Source organism: Virgibacillus sp. DJP39 (assembly GCF_049310925.1).
GTDB lineage: Bacteria > Bacillota > Bacilli > Bacillales > Amphibacillaceae > Virgibacillus_F.
The window spans coordinates 1-16,355 of the sequence record NZ_JBMERP010000079.1 but is presented as its reverse complement, the minus strand read 5'-3'; the positions used below and the strand labels follow the sequence as shown (position 1 = coordinate 16,355).

Below are 16,355 nucleotides of genomic sequence, written 5' to 3'. Positions count from 1 at the left end.
CTATTTTTTGACAATGACATTCATTTAAGCTGTTGTACTTGTTCAATCTATTGTTAAATTTCCTTGTAGGCATTATACTGTAATAATGAAATTCTATACAGATTTGTGTTTTTTAAATAGAGGAAGGAGCTATATGTACATGAACGAACAACAGCGAAAAGAAATGAACCAAATTAACCAGGGAGATGCCGCGGACAGAAAATCCGGTCAGGACAAACCCTTGCAGGATAAAACAAGTGAAGATTTCGCGAAATACTTTGAGACTACATACGAACCTCCAAACCTTAATAAGGCTAGAAAAAGAGGCCGTGACAAGGTAAATGTTCATTATGACTTTGGTATACCAGAGGATATAAATAATATTGGAGTAGGAAAGAAATTTTTAATCCGTACGTATGGTTGTCAAATGAATGAACATGATACAGAGGTTATGGCTGGTATCTTAACAGAGTTGGGTTATGAATCAACCAACACTACAGAAGATGCTGATATAATTCTATTAAACACATGTGCTATACGTGAAAATGCTGAAAATAAGGTGTTTGGTGAAATCGGCCATTTAAAACCATTAAAACTTGAAAAACCAGATCTGATTTTAGGTGTATGTGGTTGCATGTCTCAAGAAGAATCAGTTGTAAATCGTATATTGAAAAAGCATCCACAAATAGATCTTATCTTTGGAACACATAATATCCATCGTTTACCACACTTGATTAAAGAATCCCTTTTTGGTAAAGCCAAGGTGGTTGAAGTGTGGTCTAAGGAAGGCGATATTATTGAAAACCTTCCTAAGGTACGTAAAGGTAAAATTAAAGCCTGGGTAAACATCATGTATGGCTGTGATAAATTTTGCACCTATTGCATTGTGCCAATGACCAGGGGTAAAGAACGAAGTCGCAGGCCAGAAGATATCATCCAAGAGGTACGTCATTTGGCCGCACAGGGGTATCAGGAGATTACGTTACTAGGTCAAAATGTTAATGCTTATGGAAAAGACTTAGAAGGTATTACGTACGGTCTTGGTGAGTTAATGGATGATATTCATAAAGTTGATATTCCTAGAGTGAGGTTTACCACTTCACACCCAAGAGATTTTGATGATCATTTAATCGAAGTTTTAGCTCAAGGAGGCAATCTTCTTGACCATATTCATTTACCTGTTCAATCAGGAAGCAGTGAAGTGTTAAAACTAATGAACCGCAAATACACCCGAGAACAATATTTAGAACTAGTAGCAAAAATTCGCAAGGCAATGCCAAATGCAACAATGACTACTGATATCATTGTAGGTTTCCCAAACGAAACAGAGGAGCAATTTGAGGAAACAATGACATTAATGGAAGAAGTTGGATTTGAGGCTGCCTATACGTATATTTATTCACCTCGTGATGGTACTCCCGCTGCTAAGAAGGAAGATAATGTTCCAATGGATGTTAAGAAGCAACGTTTATACCGACTAAATGATTTGGTCAACAAACAATCAGCCGAGTCAATGAAACGGTTAGAAAATACAGTTGTTAACGTTCTTGTAGAAGGTGAAAGTAAAAGGAATCCAGATGTTTTAGCTGGATACACAGAAAAGAACAAGCTTGTGAACTTTAAGGGGCCAGAATCTTCTATTGGTAAAATTGTAGAAGTTAAAATAACTGAAGCGAAAACGTGGTCATTAAATGGTATTATGGTAGAAAATACAGTTGGGGTGAATTAAGATGGCAGAATATACACGTACACAAATTTTAGATGAAGCGAAAAAACTCGCACAAATGCTTGCAAACACAGATGAAATTGATCGTTTTAAAGAAGTAGAAGCAAAAATTAATGAGAGTCAAAAGGTGCAGAAGCTTATAACAAAAATCAAAGCACTTCAGAAACAAGCAGTTAATTTACAAGCTTATGAAAAAAAGGAAGCATTAAAGAGAGTGGAAGAAGAAATCGATCGTTACCAAGCAGAAATAGATGATATTCCAATTGTACAAGAATTTAAAGAAACACAAATCGTTGTTAATGATGTTCTTCAGCTTGTATCTGGAACAATCGCCCGTGAGGTCACAAACGATGTGATTCGTTCCACTGGTGGCGATTTATTAGCAGGTGAAACTGGATCAAAATCGAAAAAGGGGTCATCGTGCAGTTAGTAATTTAAGCGCTGTTTGCCTGCAAAGTTTGTTGTTGACATAAAATCTATACATGTTATTTACCGCTACGGAAAGCGACTGCTCGTAGCGGAAATCAGTACAGCGGTTACGTCGCAGTTTTTATCCACCGCGAAGATTTAAAGGGCAGCAAAACTTACGAAAAAATCCAATTTAAAATGTGGAAATCTTAGTTTTTACCGTTAATTTGAGGTGAAAGCTAAGATTTTTTTAAATTTTTTATAGTCAGCTTTAACCCAGTTAAGATAGGCTATATAAGGTTATAATTTTGATCCGCTTTTGATTTTATAGTTTTGGTATGCACTTTAGGTATTTGTCTTGCATAAAATGGCTATGAAAAAAGAGGAGGTAAACGGAATTATGACATTTCTTGATCAAGAATATAGAGAAATCATTACGAAAGCCGTATGTGGAAAGGGTCGCAGGTTTGTAGAAGCAACACATTCGATATCACCATCCCATAAACCATCTAGCATTTTAGGGTGCTGGGTAATTAATCATTTATATCACGCCAAAAAGAAATCAAAGAACACCGTTGAAGTAAATGGTAGTTATGATATCAATATATGGTATTCATACAATGATAATACCAAAACAGAGGTGGTTACAGAAAGAATTACCTACTGTGACAATATCAAACTAGCCGTGAAAGACAACAACTGTATAAGTGATGATTATGATGTAGTTGCAAAAGTACTTCAGCAACCTAATTGTCTGGAGTGTAAAATTACAAACCAAGCGAACAAAGTTGTAGTTGAAATCGAAAGAGAATTTTTGGTTCAGATTATTGGTGATACCAAAGTTTACGTTAAGGTAGATCCATCGGGATTTGATAACGATGACGACGAAGACTGGGAGCTCGATGTAAGTGATGATGAGCTTGAGGAAATTGACCCAGATTTTCTAGACGAAAAAGATAACGACGATTAAAACTGTTACGAGGGAAGTTCTCTCTCGTAACTTTTTTTTGAATAAATACATCACAATACCATACATAACTCCCTCTACGGTTCCTTGCTTATGCGTGTCACCACTAAACAGTCGCCTACGCTTTTCGTTTTATCTAGTTGCGCATGGCTTGCGACTCGTGTCATAAGCAATTGACACTCCAAGCACCAAGCCCATGTGCTTTGCGGTCACTTGCTTATGCATGTCGTCGCAGTTCAAGCCTGCTCCACTTTTAAATTTATGCTATAATTGGGTCAGAATATATTGTTGTTTTTTGGGGGAATATGCGTGTCGAAACAAACACCGATGATGGAGCAATACTTACGAATTAAGGAAGACTACAGGGATGCATTTTTATTTTTTCGCCTTGGCGATTTTTATGAAATGTTTTTTGATGATGCTGTGGTCGCGGCCAGAGAACTTGAAATTACTTTAACTAAACGTGATGCAGCAAAAGCAAACCCAATACCAATGTGTGGTGTTCCTTATCATGCTGCTGCAAATTACATTAAAAATTTAGTGGAAAAGGGCTATAAAGTAGCTATTTGTGAGCAGGTAGAGGATCCAAAGCACGCAAAGGGTGTGGTGAAACGTGAGGTTGTTCAGCTAATCACTCCTGGAACTGTTATGGAATCGAATATGTTAAATGAAAAAGAAAATAATTATATTACTAGTCTTTCCTATTTTGAGGATGGCACATATGCAATAGTGTACAACGATTTATCTACAGGTGAGAGTTCCATTGCGCTTGTTACTGATGGGTGGGACGCTGTTATACATGAACTTTATAATCAGCCAATTAAAGAAATAGTAGTATCATCTACGTTGCCTGATGATCACAAACAACAGCTGAAAGATAAACTAAGTGTTACCTTGTCCTATCAGGATGAGGTTTCGTTTAGTGGGGAATACAGAGTTTTATTCGATCACTTAAATGACGAGCGTTTGGTTCAGGCGTTTAGTAGATTGTTAAATTATGTCCAGCATACACAAAAACGCTCCCTTGATCATTTACAGCCAGCTCAAATTATTGAATTAAAACAATTTTTAAAACTGGATATGTATTCAAAGCGCAATTTGGAGCTAACTGAGACAATTATAAAAAAAGGAAAGCATGGCAGCTTGCTGTGGGTTTTGGACCATACGGTTACTTCAATGGGTTCAAGATTATTGAAAAAGTGGATTGAGCGTCCTCTGTTAAGGCAGAACCAAATAGAAGAAAGATTAGATGTTGTAGAGACTTTTTATAATGGGTTTATGGAAAGAGATTCCCTGAGAGAGGGATTAAAATCTGTTTACGATCTTGAACGATTAGCAGGACGTATCGCTTTTGGAAATGTAAATGGTCGTGATTTAATTCAATTAAAGCAGTCATTATCCAAAATTCCAGAGTTAATTACTGTGTTAAAACAGTTTGATTCTAATCAAATAGATAAAATAACACAATCAATCGAATCACCAAATCAATTAGTAGGCCTACTTGAATCAAGTCTGGTTGATAACCCTCCAATTTCTGTTAAGGATGGTTCTCTGATCAGGGATGGTTATAATGAAACATTAGATAAGTATCGTGATGCATCAAAAAATGGGAAACAGTGGATCAAAGAGCTTGAGAAAAAAGAAAAAGTAGAAACGAAAATCAAGTCGCTGAAAGTCGGCTATAATCGAGTTTTCGGCTACTATATAGAAGTCACTAAGGCAAACCTTCATCTTTTACCAGAGGGAAGATACGAACGAAAGCAAACTTTAACCAATGCAGAAAGATATGTAACTCCCGAATTAAAGGAGAAAGAGCAACTAATATTAGAAGCGGAAGAAAAAAGTGTTGAATTAGAATATGAATTGTTTCTGGCGATTCGCAATCAACTAAAAGCATACATCCCGGAACTGCAAAAGCTTGCGGAAGTTATTAGTAAAATTGATGTATTACAGTCATTCGCCACTGTAAGTGAGAGCAATAATTACAAACGGCCAGAATTCGTCGAAAACAATCTACAAATCAAAAATGGGAGACACCCAGTGGTTGAAAAAGTAATGAAGAGTGGAGAATTTGTCCCAAATGATGTGTTTATGGATCAACATTCAAACATCCTATTAATTACAGGTCCAAATATGTCGGGTAAAAGTACATATATGCGTCAGTTAGCTCTTACGGTACTAATGGGGCAAATCGGATGTTTCGTCCCTTGTGAGCGGGCTGAATTAACTATATTTGATCAGATTTTCACCCGAATTGGTGCCGCTGATGATTTGGTTTCTGGACAAAGTACATTTATGGTCGAAATGCTCGAGGCTAATCACGCAATCTCAAATGCCACCAGTAATAGTTTAATTCTTTTAGATGAAATAGGTCGAGGCACAAGCACTTATGACGGGATGGCGCTTGCCCAGTCTATTGTTGAGTATATTCACAACCATATTCAAGCCAAGACACTATTCTCCACACACTATCATGAACTGACAACACTTGACCAAACGTTATCTAATTTAAAAAATATTCATGTACGGGCTGAGGAATATGAGGATAATGTTGTTTTTCTTCATCAAATAAAAGATGGAGCGGCTGATGAGAGCTATGGGATTCATGTTGCAAAACTGGCAAACCTTCCTAGCATATTAATAGACAGGGCGACTACATTGTTGCAGGACTTTGAAAACAAAGAACCAAAGGGAAATTTAGTTCATGAGAATAGTGCAAGTCAGTTATCTTTTTTTGCGGAGGAAGCAGCTGCTAGTCAAGTTAAGTCAGTTACTAAAGCAGAAGAGTCAATTATTGGGGAACTTAAAAAATTAAATCTATTTGACATGACCCCACTTGATGCGATGAATGAGTTAAATCGTTTGCAAAAGAAGCTTAGAAAATAGGAGTAGAAAGGATATGTTTTCATGAAAATATTCCAAATGTCTGATGCGCTTGCAAATAAAATAGCTGCTGGAGAAGTTGTTGAACGCCCATCATCTGTTGTAAAAGAACTTGTGGAAAACAGTATTGATGCAAACAGTACATGGGTTAAAATCGATATTGAAGAGGCAGGCTTACAGAAAATAAAAGTAACTGATGATGGTGATGGAATGTCTGAATCTGATTCGTTAAAATCCTTCCTGCCCCATGCAACAAGTAAAATTAAAAATGAAACTGATTTGTTTCACATCAAAACACTCGGATTCCGTGGAGAAGCACTAGCGAGTATTTCTGCCGTTAGCAAATTAAAAATTAAGACATCTGAGGGCGTGAATTCTGGAACCTGGATAGAACTTGAAGGTGGAAAAATAATAAAACAATCTAAAAGTGATGCCCGTAAAGGTACAGAAATTCTTGTGGAGGATCTATTTTTTAATACACCTGCACGGTTAAAATATATGAAAACAATTCATACAGAACTTGGACATATTACGGATTTAATGAATCGACTTGCATTATCACATCCTGCTATCCGGTTTGAATTGACCCATAATGGGAAAGAATTATTTAAGACTGCCGGAACAAACGAATTGCTTCAGGTTATCTCACAGGTGTATGGAATGAATATTGCCAAGAAAATGGTACCAGTCAATAAGGGAACATTAGACTTTCAAATTAATGGTTATATTGCAAAACCGGAAATAACCAGAGCGTCCAGAGGTTATATTTCAACAATTATTAATGGCAGGTTTATTAAAAGCATTCCTTTATCACAAGCAATCATAAGAGGCTACCATACGTTACTCCCAATTGGCAGGATGCCTGTTGTTGTCTTGTCCATAGAAATGGATCCCATTTTAGTGGATGTAAATGTACATCCAACTAAGCTAGAAGTACGATTTAGTAAGGAAAGAGAATTATTTCAACTAATTGAAGAATTGATTCGACAAACCTTTCGACATACAACGTTAATTCCTGAAATGGAACAAACAGAACCTAAAAAGAGACAGTCATTTCAGCCGTCGATAGAATTCAATGAAGCAAAACAAGAGAAGCCAGAATCCCATTTTCAACCAAAAACAACTCAGGTACAGGGGTTTGAGGCATATCAGAAAAACGAAAAGCAGCCGGAATTACAAGTTAACGAAGAAAAATTGTCTACTGCTCAAAAAGTAGTTACGGACGAAATTGACACGCAGACAACATCAACGCAAAACCGCGTAGCAATTATGTACCCAATTGGTCAGCTGCATGGTACCTATCTAATGGCGCAGAATGAAAATGGATTATATATGATTGATCAGCATGCAGCTCAGGAGCGGGTAAAGTATGAGTTTTTTAGAGATAAGTTGGGAAATTCAGAAAATACCTTACAAGAATTATTGATGCCAATGACATTCGAATTCTCAAAACAAGAATCAATCTTTATTGACCAATATGTAGAAGAATTTCAGAAAGTAGGATTGTTCTTTGAGGAGTTTGGTAATCAAACATACATTATACGATCGCATCCTACGTGGTTTCCTGTAGGATATGAGGAAGAAGTGGTTAGAGAAATGGTGGACCAAATAATGGCAAATGAGAAGGTCAACATTGAATCCATTCGTGAAGAAGCAGCAATCATGATGTCATGTAAAGGTTCCATTAAAGCGAATCATTATTTGAATGAAAAAGATATGTTCCGTCTTCTGGAAGATTTACGAAACACGACTGACCCTTTTACATGTCCTCATGGGCGACCAATCATTGTTCATTTTTCTTCCTATGAATTAGAGAAGATGTTTAAACGAGTTATGTAAATGGAGGAAATTATGAAACAGAAAGTTATTGCAATTGTTGGTCCTACAGCAGTAGGAAAGACCAAATTAAGCATTGAGATAGCACAACAGTTTAATGGGGAGATTATTAGTGGGGATTCTATGCAAGTTTACAAAGGCTTGGATATAGGAACGGCTAAAGTGACTGCTGAAGAAAAACAAGGAATTCCCCATTACATGATTGATATCAAAGAACCAAGCCAGGATTTTTCTGTTGCCGATTTCCAAAGAAATGTGAAAGGCTATATTGCAACCATATCAGAAAAGGGTTGTATTCCAATCATTGTTGGTGGGAGTGGGTTATATATCCAATCAGCATTGTTTAACTATAACTTTTCTAATGAAGCTAGGGATTCTGTACGCACAGCCCAACTTGAAAGGGATCTCGACAAATTTGGTTCCATGTATTTACATAACCATCTAAGCCAGTTTGACCCTGATCAAGCTGCAAAGATTCATCCTAATAATCATCGTAGATTAATTCGGGCAATTGAAATATACGAGACCACAGGTAAAACAATGTCAGAATATCAGGTTGAACAAAAAAATTCCCCTTATGATCCTATTTTTATAGGATTAGAGATGGAACGTAAATTGCTGTATAGTAGAATTAACAATAGAATTGATCAAATGATGCAGGATGGATTACTTGATGAAGTATATCAGCTATACTCAAATGGCCTAAAAAATCATCAATCAATGCGGGGCATAGGTTACAAAGAATTCATTCCCTATTTTCAGGGTGAAATTGAACTTAAGGAAGCAGTTGATGCCTTAAAACAAAACTCAAGAAGATTTGCTAAACGCCAATATACTTGGTTTAAAAATAAAATGGATGTTAACTGGTATTCAGTAACTCCTAATACAATTGATGAAAAATTTCAAACAATTTTGGCTAATTTAGCAGGAATGTTAGGATAAAAGTAGAAATAAATACTATGGAGACAGAAGAGGAGGAAATGGGATGGCACAATCTGTGAATATTCAGGAGCAGTATTTAAACCAATTAAGAAAAGATCACATATCAGTTACTGTGTTTTTATTAAATGGTTTTCAATTAAGAGGTGTTGTTAAAGCTTTTGATAATTTTACTGTTTTAATAGAATCTGACGGCAAACAACAACTTATTTTTAAGCATGCAATTTCAACCTTTGCACCAGTTAAAAATGTGACGTTAGAGAAAGAGTAAAACATGGGGACGTTCAAATCAACAATTGAGCGTCCTCTTGTTTTTTTTTAGTTTTTACTATGGGCGTTTGTCACAACCTTTTCAATATGTGCGTATACTAAATTGACTAAGGGGTGATGATTTGGAATCGCAAATGATGCAAAATAAAAATGGGCAAATTAACATTGTTTTATGTGAAAAGGACGGCGTGAAAGTGGAACCAGATCAACGTCATGCTCACAAAAAAAATAGCCCATTTTACCGTATTGATCAAGAATTCTCATCATTCGTAGGAATGGATCATTTAAAACAATCAATTAAAGAAATATATGCCATGATAACAATTAATGAAAAGCGAAAACAAATTGGTCTGAATTCTTCTAATCAGGTACTGCATATGTTGTTTAAAGGGAACCCAGGTACTGGTAAGACAACAGTTGCAAGGAAACTGGCTGCTGCATATTATGATATGAATATACTTTCAAAAGGGCATTTTATTGAAGCAGAACGAGCTGATTTAGTAGGTGAATACATTGGCCAAACTGCTCAGAAGACCCGTGCCATTATTCAAAAAGCAGCGGGTGGTGTACTATTTATTGACGAAGCATACTCCCTTGCGCGGGGTGGGGAAAAGGATTTTGGAAAGGAAGCAATTGACACGTTAGTGAAGCATATGGAAGATAACCATGATGATTTTGTGTTGATTTTAGCAGGCTACCCGTACGAAATGGAAAGATTTTTATTGTTAAACCCTGGATTAAAATCCAGATTCCCTTTTATTCTGGACTTTCAGGATTATCCTGTTGATCAGCTTTTACAAATTGCAAAGAAAATGCTGCAGGAGCGGGAATACCAATTAACAACTGAAGCTGAATGGAAGCTGAGAGAACAGATCACGATGGAAAAACACCATTCTCCTATAAATTTTTCTAATGCACGCTTTGTTCGGAATGTTATCGAAAGATCCATTCGAAAACAGGCGATGCGTCTATTAAATCAGAACAATATTTCTACTGATACATTGATAACGTTAACGAAACAAGATTTAGTATTTGATAAGACAGCAAGTAATTAGGAAAGCTAAGAAAACCTTATCATACAAAATTGTGATAAGGTTTTCACTTTGCTATGATATATATAGGATATTGTGAAATTAAGTGGAATTAATCGTTTTATCTTTAGAAAGAGGTCTGATAAAAATGCAAGAACAAATATTGATAATAGCAGTTAAAAAACAAAATCAAACGGACGAGCATTTCGAATCCTCATTAAATGAGCTATCTTCACTTTGTAATACTGCAGGCGGCACGGTTAAAAAGATAGTTACACAAAAAAGAAACAGAATTCATCCTGCAACTTATATTGGTGAAGGAAAGATTGAAGAGATTAAGCTTGAGGTGGAACAATTAGAAATTGATCTAGTTATATCAAACGATGAATTGTCCGCTAGTCAGTCACGTAATTTATCTGAGGAACTTGGTGTTCCCCTGATCGATCGAAGTCAGTTAATCCTCGACATATTCGCAATGCGTGCTAAAACAAAGGAGGGTAAACTTCAGGTAGAGCTTGCCCAACTGGAATACTTGCTCCCTAGGCTTCACGGGCAAGGTGCGCAAATGTCCCGTTTAGGTGCAGGGATCGGTACAAGGGGACCAGGAGAAACAAAACTGGAAACTGATCAACGCCATATAAGACGGAGAATTTATGATATTCAACGTCGATTTAAGGTAGTGGTTAGCCAACGTGAACAATATCGTAAACGCAGAAAAACAAATCAGGCATTTCAATTTGCAATTGTTGGGTATACAAATGCAGGGAAATCAACGTTATTTAATAGAATTACGAAAGAACAATCACTTGAAGAGGATCAATTATTTGCGACACTTGATCCGCTAACCAGGCATTTTCAACTTCCTTGTGGATTTCAAGCGTTGCTAACTGATACTGTTGGATTTTTGCAAGACCTTCCTACAGCTCTTATTGCAGCGTTCAGATCAACATTGGAGGAAGTGACAGAAGCAGACTTTATCCTGCATGTGGTTGATGGATCACATCCTGATAAAGAACAACACCAGGAAACTGTAAATAAATTGCTTCAGGATTTAAACGCAACCTCTATCCCAATGCTTACGATTTATAACAAGAAAGACAAAATTGACGCAGAATTTATTCCAAACAACCGTCCATACATTGTAATAAGTGCATTTGATAAAGAAGATCTTACAAAGTTATATACAAAAATTGAATCACTACTGGAATCGGAGTGGGATTGGTACTCAACAATGCTTGACCCAAATGAAGGTAAAATGATAAATAGACTTGCACATGAAACTATTATGAAAAAAAGAGAATTTAATGAAGACCTAGATCAATATCTGGTGAATGGGTTCATCAAACAGGATCATCCCATCCAAAACATGTTAAAGGAGCAATAAGTGATTCATGATAGATCAATTAGCAAAAGACGCAGAATTAGATTGTAATGAGCAACATAAAAAAGTTGGTTTAATCGTAGAAAAAAATCAAAAACGTGTACTTGACGCATTTAAGAAAAATCGAGTTAGTGATAGCCATTTTAATCCTACTACGGGCTATGGCTATGACGATTATGGAAGAGAAGTACTTGAAAAGGTATATGCTGACATATTTGGTGGGGAAGATGCCCTTGTGAGACCGCAGCTGGTTTCTGGGACCCACGCCATTTCAACAACCTTATTTGCATTGTTGCGGCCTGATGATGAGCTTATGTATATTACAGGTAAGCCTTATGACACATTGGAGGGTGTTATAGGAAATGAGGAAACTGATACTGGTTCATTACGAAACTACCGAATTTCTTATAAACAAATTGATTTATTGACAAATGGGGAGGTTGATTTTAATCAGGTCAAAAACTCCATCTCAACAAAAACTAAGGTTGTTGCAATACAACGTTCAAAAGGTTATGCAGACAGACCTTCATTCACCATTAAGGAAATTAAAGAGATGGTAAAGTTCGTGAAGGACATTGATCAATCCATTACTGTATTTGTTGACAATTGCTACGGAGAATTTGTGGAAGAAATAGAACCACTTCATGTCGGTGCAGATATCATAGCCGGGTCATTAATTAAAAATCCAGGTGGCGGTATTGTTCGAACTGGGGGTTATATTGCAGGATCAAAAAATCTTGTTGAAAAATGCGGGCATAGGTTAACAGCACCAGGACTTGGCAAAGAGACCGGTGCGACACTAAACATGCTGCAGGAAATGTTCCAGGGAATTTTTATTGCGCCACATATAGTCGGCGAAGCTTTGAAGGGAGCTATCTTTACTTCTAGATTGCTTGAACTCGCGGGTTTTTCCACTAACCCACATTTTAAAGCTGAACGAACAGATTTAATACAAGCTGTTACCTTTCACACTGCAGAGCAAATGATTGACTTTTGTCAAAAGATACAGCAAAACTCACCTGTAAATTCATTTGTAACTCCATATCCTAGTGAAATGCCGGGGTACGACAGTAAAGTTATTATGGCGGCCGGAACATTTATACAAGGGGCAAGTTTGGAGCTAACAGCCGATGGCCCAATTCGGGAACCTTATACAGCATTTGTTCAAGGTGGTCTGACCTATGAACATGTTAAGATAGCCTTAAAGGATTCGTTAAAATCTATCGTAAACTAGTTTAGATAAAGCAGGGTAGGGAAAAGAATAAATAATTAAACATATACATTGTGTTAGGTAACCTAACATTTAGTTGACAAATTATCTTACATATATTATAATTTGATTATTAAGAAAGAAGGTGGGTATCCAAATGAACGATATGGATCGCCGTTCTATGCCTTTATTTGCAATTGGAATAGTTATGAAATTAACTGAATTAACTGCTAGGCAAATCAGACATTATGAGGATAACGATTTGATAAACCCCGAAAGAACTAGTGGGAATCAACGTTTATTTTCTTTTAATGATGTAGACCGCCTGCTGGAAATTAAAAACCTTTTAGACAAAGGTGTTAACCTGGCAGGAGTCAAACTACTTTTACATCAATCTACTGATGTAACGAATCAACTACAACAAGAAGAGAAACCCAAAGACATTACCGATCGCGAACTGCGAAACATGTTGAAGCTTGAATTACATGATGGAGGACGGTTCGGTAAAGCAAGTTTACGACAGGGTGAGTTATCAAGATTTTTTCATTAAAGACTATTTTTATTAATTCAAGGAGGATGAACAAATGAGTTCAGAAACGACGAAGAAAAATATTTATAAATTGATTGAGGAGGAAAATGTACGGTTTATCCGTTTACAGTTCACAGACATGCTTGGAACAATTAAAAATGTTGAAATTCCATTAAGTCAGCTTGAAAAAGCACTTGATAACAAAATGATGTTTGATGGATCTTCGATTGAAGGATTTGTTCGTATTGAAGAGTCTGACATGTACCTATACCCTGACTTAGATACTTTTGTTGTCTATCCATGGACTTCAGATAAAGGTAAAGTAGCACGTTTCATTTGTGATATTTATAATCCTGATGGTACTCCGTTTGAAGGTTGTCCAAGATATAACCTGAAACGTAACATCAAAAAAATGGAAGAATTAGGATTTACAGCATTTAACATTGGTACTGAGCCTGAATTTTTCCTATTTAAACTAGATGAAAAAGGTGAACCATCACTTGAATTAAATGACAGAGGCGGTTATTTTGACTTAGCTCCTACAGATCTTGGGGAAAATTGCCGACGTGATATTGTCTTAGAGCTAGAAGAAATGGGTTTTGAAATCGAGGCATCACATCATGAAGTAGCACCAGGACAGCACGAAATTGATTTTAAATATTCCGATGCTGTTAAACACGCTGACGACATTCAAACGTTTAAATTGGTTGTAAAAACAATCGCTAGACAACATAATTTACATGCAACCTTTATGCCAAAACCTTTATTTGGAGTTAATGGTTCTGGAATGCACGTAAATATGTCATTATTCAAAGGCGATCAAAATATGTTTTATGACGAAAAAGGAGATATGCAGCTTAGTGAATTGACGAAGCAGTTTACTGCAGGAGTTATTAAGCATGCAACAAATTTCACTGCTGTTACAAATCCAACAGTAAATTCATATAAACGTTTGGTTCCAGGATACGAAGCACCTTGTTATGTAGCTTGGTCAGGATTAAACCGTAGTCCGTTAATACGTATTCCTTCTTCGAGAGGATTAAGCACACGTATTGAAGCAAGAAGTGTTGATCCGTCAGCAAATCCATATATGGCAATGTCCGTATTACTTGCAGCTGGATTAGACGGTATAAAGAATAAATTAACAGCACCAAAACCAGTTGATCGTAATATCTATGCAATGGATAAAGCAGAGCGCGTGAAAAACGGAATTAAAGACCTGCCTGCAACATTAATGGATGCCCTTAAAGAGCTTGCTGAAGACGAAGTTATTAAAGAAGCACTTGGTGAACACTTATACGAACACTTTGTTGAGGCTAAAGAGATAGAGTGGGATATGTTCCGTACTACCGTTCACCCTTGGGAGCGCGAGCAATACTTAACATCATTCTAGGTACTGATATAAAATGGGTTATTAACATGGTGAAGTACGATAGATCCAAGTTTCAAATCCTGATAATACCTAAATATTTTTAAAAAAATAATCATTTCAAAAAACACTGTCCATGTATCATCAAACTGGACAGTGTTTTTTTGATGTATTCTCTTTGAAATATCTAAAAAAGTAAGTATAGTCATTAAGACATCTCTCCGAGGTGTCTTTTTTAGCAGAAAGAGAGTATAAACTAAGGCTTGGTGTTAAGCAAAGTTTCCTAATATGGAAGCAAAGCTGGTTTTTTTATAAAAAAATATAAAATTAAAGGAAAATATCTCCTAAGCGTAGAATAGATTGAATATACTAAAACAAAGGAGATGATTGTAATATGAGTTTCATTAAACCAATTAGAGAACAAGAAAGGACGAACCTACCACCACGATGTTTGAAATGTAATGAAGTGTTAAAGACCAGTAAAGATAAGGATATATTGGTCTGTGAAGTCTGTTCTAAAAGAAAAGGAACAAAAAAGAAAAGACACACCTAGCGTAATGGATTTAGTTTTAGGAGAGACATCTGATTTCAAAGTATTTTCATATTAAATAAAATAATAACATGGCCGATGAAGCCGTTCAGAATAATTCTGAGCGACTTTTTTTGATATAGTAATTTGGTTCTTTTTTTGTAATTATTCCTTTACAGGAAACTCAATCCAAAATATTAAATCGATAATGGTTATCATAAATCAATTGGCAACCTCCTATATAAGTGTTATGCACACTACTAAAGATAAGGAATTATATTAATGCTTAATGTGCACACTATAAATGTGAATAAGGAGGGTAAGCAATGGATAACGAAAAATACAGAAGAGAAACAATTGAAAGCGCAAAGAAGGTAGCTGGAAAAAAGCATGAAGTGTCTGACTATGATAGCAATGACGAATTAGACAAAGGGATTGCTATAACTCATGAACAAGCATCAGATAATTATACAGAAGGTACAATAGATGGGAAAATTGATGTAGTAGATAACAATGGTGAATTAAAAACGCATAATGGTAAGGCATTAGGAGACCAAAGCGATTTAAACAATAAAGATAGTTAATAATGATCTCTAAGTAGAAAAAGATACTATTTAAATACCCTGACCAAATTAAGGGGGTCCCCAAAGAGGCATTACAACAATTTAGTAGGACCAATGCCTGTTCAATTAGGCATTGGATCTCATACTTTCCAGATTAGACTAACCCATTTTCTCAAAAATTTATAAATGCCTCTTGTGGAAACAGCGTGCTCCAATAACACAACTTACCATCTTACTGATGTAGACAGTGTTTATTTTCTAAATAATAATAGGAAGTATTAGAATGTATTGAATTTGAACTGGAAGGGGCTAAAGGATATTTTTTATGAAGTAATTAAATTGCACTTGTAAGATCAGTTAAGTCAGTCGAACCGTAAAATAGAAGTAAAATAAATAAAATTATTATAACGGTATTAATAATATTTGTACCGCTAAAGTTATTATCAATTGGATTGCTCATCGTATCATCCTTTCTGTCTGTTAACTGCATAGAAAGCATTTGTAACCTCTTCAAGTGTCATGTCCCCATTTTTTTTCATAAAGTCGATTAAATCATTCGTTTTCCTGTCTTTTGTAGTTTCATACTGCCCTAGCAGAATAATAGAAACAACTGGAGAATTTCTAAATACCTGTACGGCGTCAACTTTTAGCTTACCCGTAAGTAAAAGTGCTGCAGCAACAATCTCCAATTCTTTTCCACCTAATAAATCCTCCATTGAATAATTTTTTAAATTA

The 16,355-nt window shown here is 36.0% G+C and carries 14 protein-coding genes; 13 read left to right on the top strand and 1 reads right to left on the bottom strand.

Annotated elements, in window-relative coordinates:
- Positions 1–139: 139 nt before the first annotated feature.
- From miaB to ACOI1D_RS17905, 13 genes are all read left to right on the top strand, one after another.
- Positions 140–1,708, top strand: coding sequence for a tRNA (N6-isopentenyl adenosine(37)-C2)-methylthiotransferase MiaB (gene miaB / locus ACOI1D_RS17965; protein ID WP_422503171.1), 1,569 nt, complete (start codon positions 140–142; stop codon positions 1,706–1,708).
- Between the two features lies 1 nt (position 1,709).
- Positions 1,710–2,135 (top strand): RicAFT regulatory complex protein RicA family protein, encoded by a 426-nt coding sequence (locus ACOI1D_RS17960; protein WP_422503169.1) that lies wholly within the window; start codon positions 1,710–1,712, stop codon positions 2,133–2,135.
- 378 nt (positions 2,136–2,513) lie between these two features.
- The gene (locus tag ACOI1D_RS17955; RefSeq protein WP_422503173.1) at positions 2,514–3,083 is read left to right on the top strand and encodes an outer spore coat protein CotE; all 570 of its coding nucleotides are present in this window, start codon (positions 2,514–2,516) and stop codon (positions 3,081–3,083) included.
- Positions 3,084–3,389: 306 nt separating this feature from the next.
- Positions 3,390–5,966, top strand: a complete 2,577-nt coding sequence (mutS, locus tag ACOI1D_RS17950; protein WP_422503168.1) for a DNA mismatch repair protein MutS — start codon at positions 3,390–3,392, stop codon at positions 5,964–5,966.
- Between the two features lie 21 nt (positions 5,967–5,987).
- The gene (gene mutL / locus ACOI1D_RS17945; RefSeq protein WP_422503166.1) at positions 5,988–7,802 is read left to right on the top strand and encodes a DNA mismatch repair endonuclease MutL; all 1,815 of its coding nucleotides are present in this window, start codon (positions 5,988–5,990) and stop codon (positions 7,800–7,802) included.
- A 12-nt stretch (positions 7,803–7,814) separates the two neighbouring features.
- On the top strand, positions 7,815–8,741 hold the full coding sequence (gene miaA / locus ACOI1D_RS17940) for a tRNA (adenosine(37)-N6)-dimethylallyltransferase MiaA (protein ID WP_422503164.1): 927 nt from the start codon (positions 7,815–7,817) through the stop codon (positions 8,739–8,741).
- Between the two features lie 43 nt (positions 8,742–8,784).
- The gene (gene hfq / locus ACOI1D_RS17935; RefSeq protein ID WP_422503162.1) at positions 8,785–9,009 is read left to right on the top strand and encodes an RNA chaperone Hfq; all 225 of its coding nucleotides are present in this window, start codon (positions 8,785–8,787) and stop codon (positions 9,007–9,009) included.
- Between the two features lie 121 nt (positions 9,010–9,130).
- On the top strand, positions 9,131–10,063 hold the full coding sequence (spoVK, locus tag ACOI1D_RS17930; protein WP_422503161.1) for a stage V sporulation protein K: 933 nt from the start codon (positions 9,131–9,133) through the stop codon (positions 10,061–10,063).
- Between the two features lie 124 nt (positions 10,064–10,187).
- Positions 10,188–11,423: a GTPase HflX gene (gene hflX, locus ACOI1D_RS17925; RefSeq protein ID WP_422503159.1), complete on the top strand. Its 1,236-nt coding sequence runs from the start codon at positions 10,188–10,190 to the stop codon at positions 11,421–11,423.
- A gap of 7 nt (positions 11,424–11,430) precedes the next feature.
- Positions 11,431–12,654: an aminotransferase class I/II-fold pyridoxal phosphate-dependent enzyme gene (locus tag ACOI1D_RS17920; RefSeq protein ID WP_422503158.1), complete on the top strand. Its 1,224-nt coding sequence runs from the start codon at positions 11,431–11,433 to the stop codon at positions 12,652–12,654.
- A 133-nt stretch (positions 12,655–12,787) separates the two neighbouring features.
- A complete protein-coding gene (locus ACOI1D_RS17915; protein WP_422503157.1) occupies positions 12,788–13,180 on the top strand; it encodes a MerR family transcriptional regulator in 393 nt (130 codons plus the stop codon).
- A 34-nt stretch (positions 13,181–13,214) separates the two neighbouring features.
- On the top strand, positions 13,215–14,552 hold the full coding sequence (gene glnA, locus ACOI1D_RS17910; protein WP_422503156.1) for a type I glutamate--ammonia ligase: 1,338 nt from the start codon (positions 13,215–13,217) through the stop codon (positions 14,550–14,552).
- 831 nt (positions 14,553–15,383) lie between these two features.
- Positions 15,384–15,641, top strand: a complete 258-nt coding sequence (locus tag ACOI1D_RS17905; RefSeq protein ID WP_422503155.1) for a YozQ family protein — start codon at positions 15,384–15,386, stop codon at positions 15,639–15,641.
- Positions 15,642–16,084: 443 nt separating this feature from the next.
- On the opposite strand, the gene ACOI1D_RS17900 is transcribed toward ACOI1D_RS17905, so the two are convergent.
- A partial coding sequence (locus tag ACOI1D_RS17900) for a hypothetical protein (protein WP_422503154.1) occupies positions 16,085–16,355 on the bottom strand: 271 nt, incomplete at its 5' end.

What these genes read in the sequence shown, in the direction of transcription:
- ACOI1D_RS17920 (WP_422503158.1), top strand. Translation starts at nt 11,431, where the DNA reads ATGATAGATCAATTAGCAAAAGACGCAGAATTAGATTGTAATGAGCAA.
- hfq (WP_422503162.1), top strand. Translation starts at nt 8,785, where the DNA reads ATGGCACAATCTGTGAATATTCAGGAGCAGTATTTAAACCAATTAAGA.
- ACOI1D_RS17960 (WP_422503169.1), top strand. Translation starts at nt 1,710, where the DNA reads ATGGCAGAATATACACGTACACAAATTTTAGATGAAGCGAAAAAACTC.
- miaA (WP_422503164.1), top strand. Translation starts at nt 7,815, where the DNA reads ATGAAACAGAAAGTTATTGCAATTGTTGGTCCTACAGCAGTAGGAAAG.
- ACOI1D_RS17955 (WP_422503173.1), top strand. Translation starts at nt 2,514, where the DNA reads ATGACATTTCTTGATCAAGAATATAGAGAAATCATTACGAAAGCCGTA.
- ACOI1D_RS17905 (WP_422503155.1), top strand. Translation starts at nt 15,384, where the DNA reads ATGGATAACGAAAAATACAGAAGAGAAACAATTGAAAGCGCAAAGAAG.
- glnA (WP_422503156.1), top strand. Translation starts at nt 13,215, where the DNA reads ATGAGTTCAGAAACGACGAAGAAAAATATTTATAAATTGATTGAGGAG.
- ACOI1D_RS17915 (WP_422503157.1), top strand. Translation starts at nt 12,788, where the DNA reads ATGAACGATATGGATCGCCGTTCTATGCCTTTATTTGCAATTGGAATA.
- miaB (WP_422503171.1), top strand. Translation starts at nt 140, where the DNA reads ATGAACGAACAACAGCGAAAAGAAATGAACCAAATTAACCAGGGAGAT.
- mutL (WP_422503166.1), top strand. Translation starts at nt 5,988, where the DNA reads ATGAAAATATTCCAAATGTCTGATGCGCTTGCAAATAAAATAGCTGCT.
- hflX (WP_422503159.1), top strand. Translation starts at nt 10,188, where the DNA reads ATGCAAGAACAAATATTGATAATAGCAGTTAAAAAACAAAATCAAACG.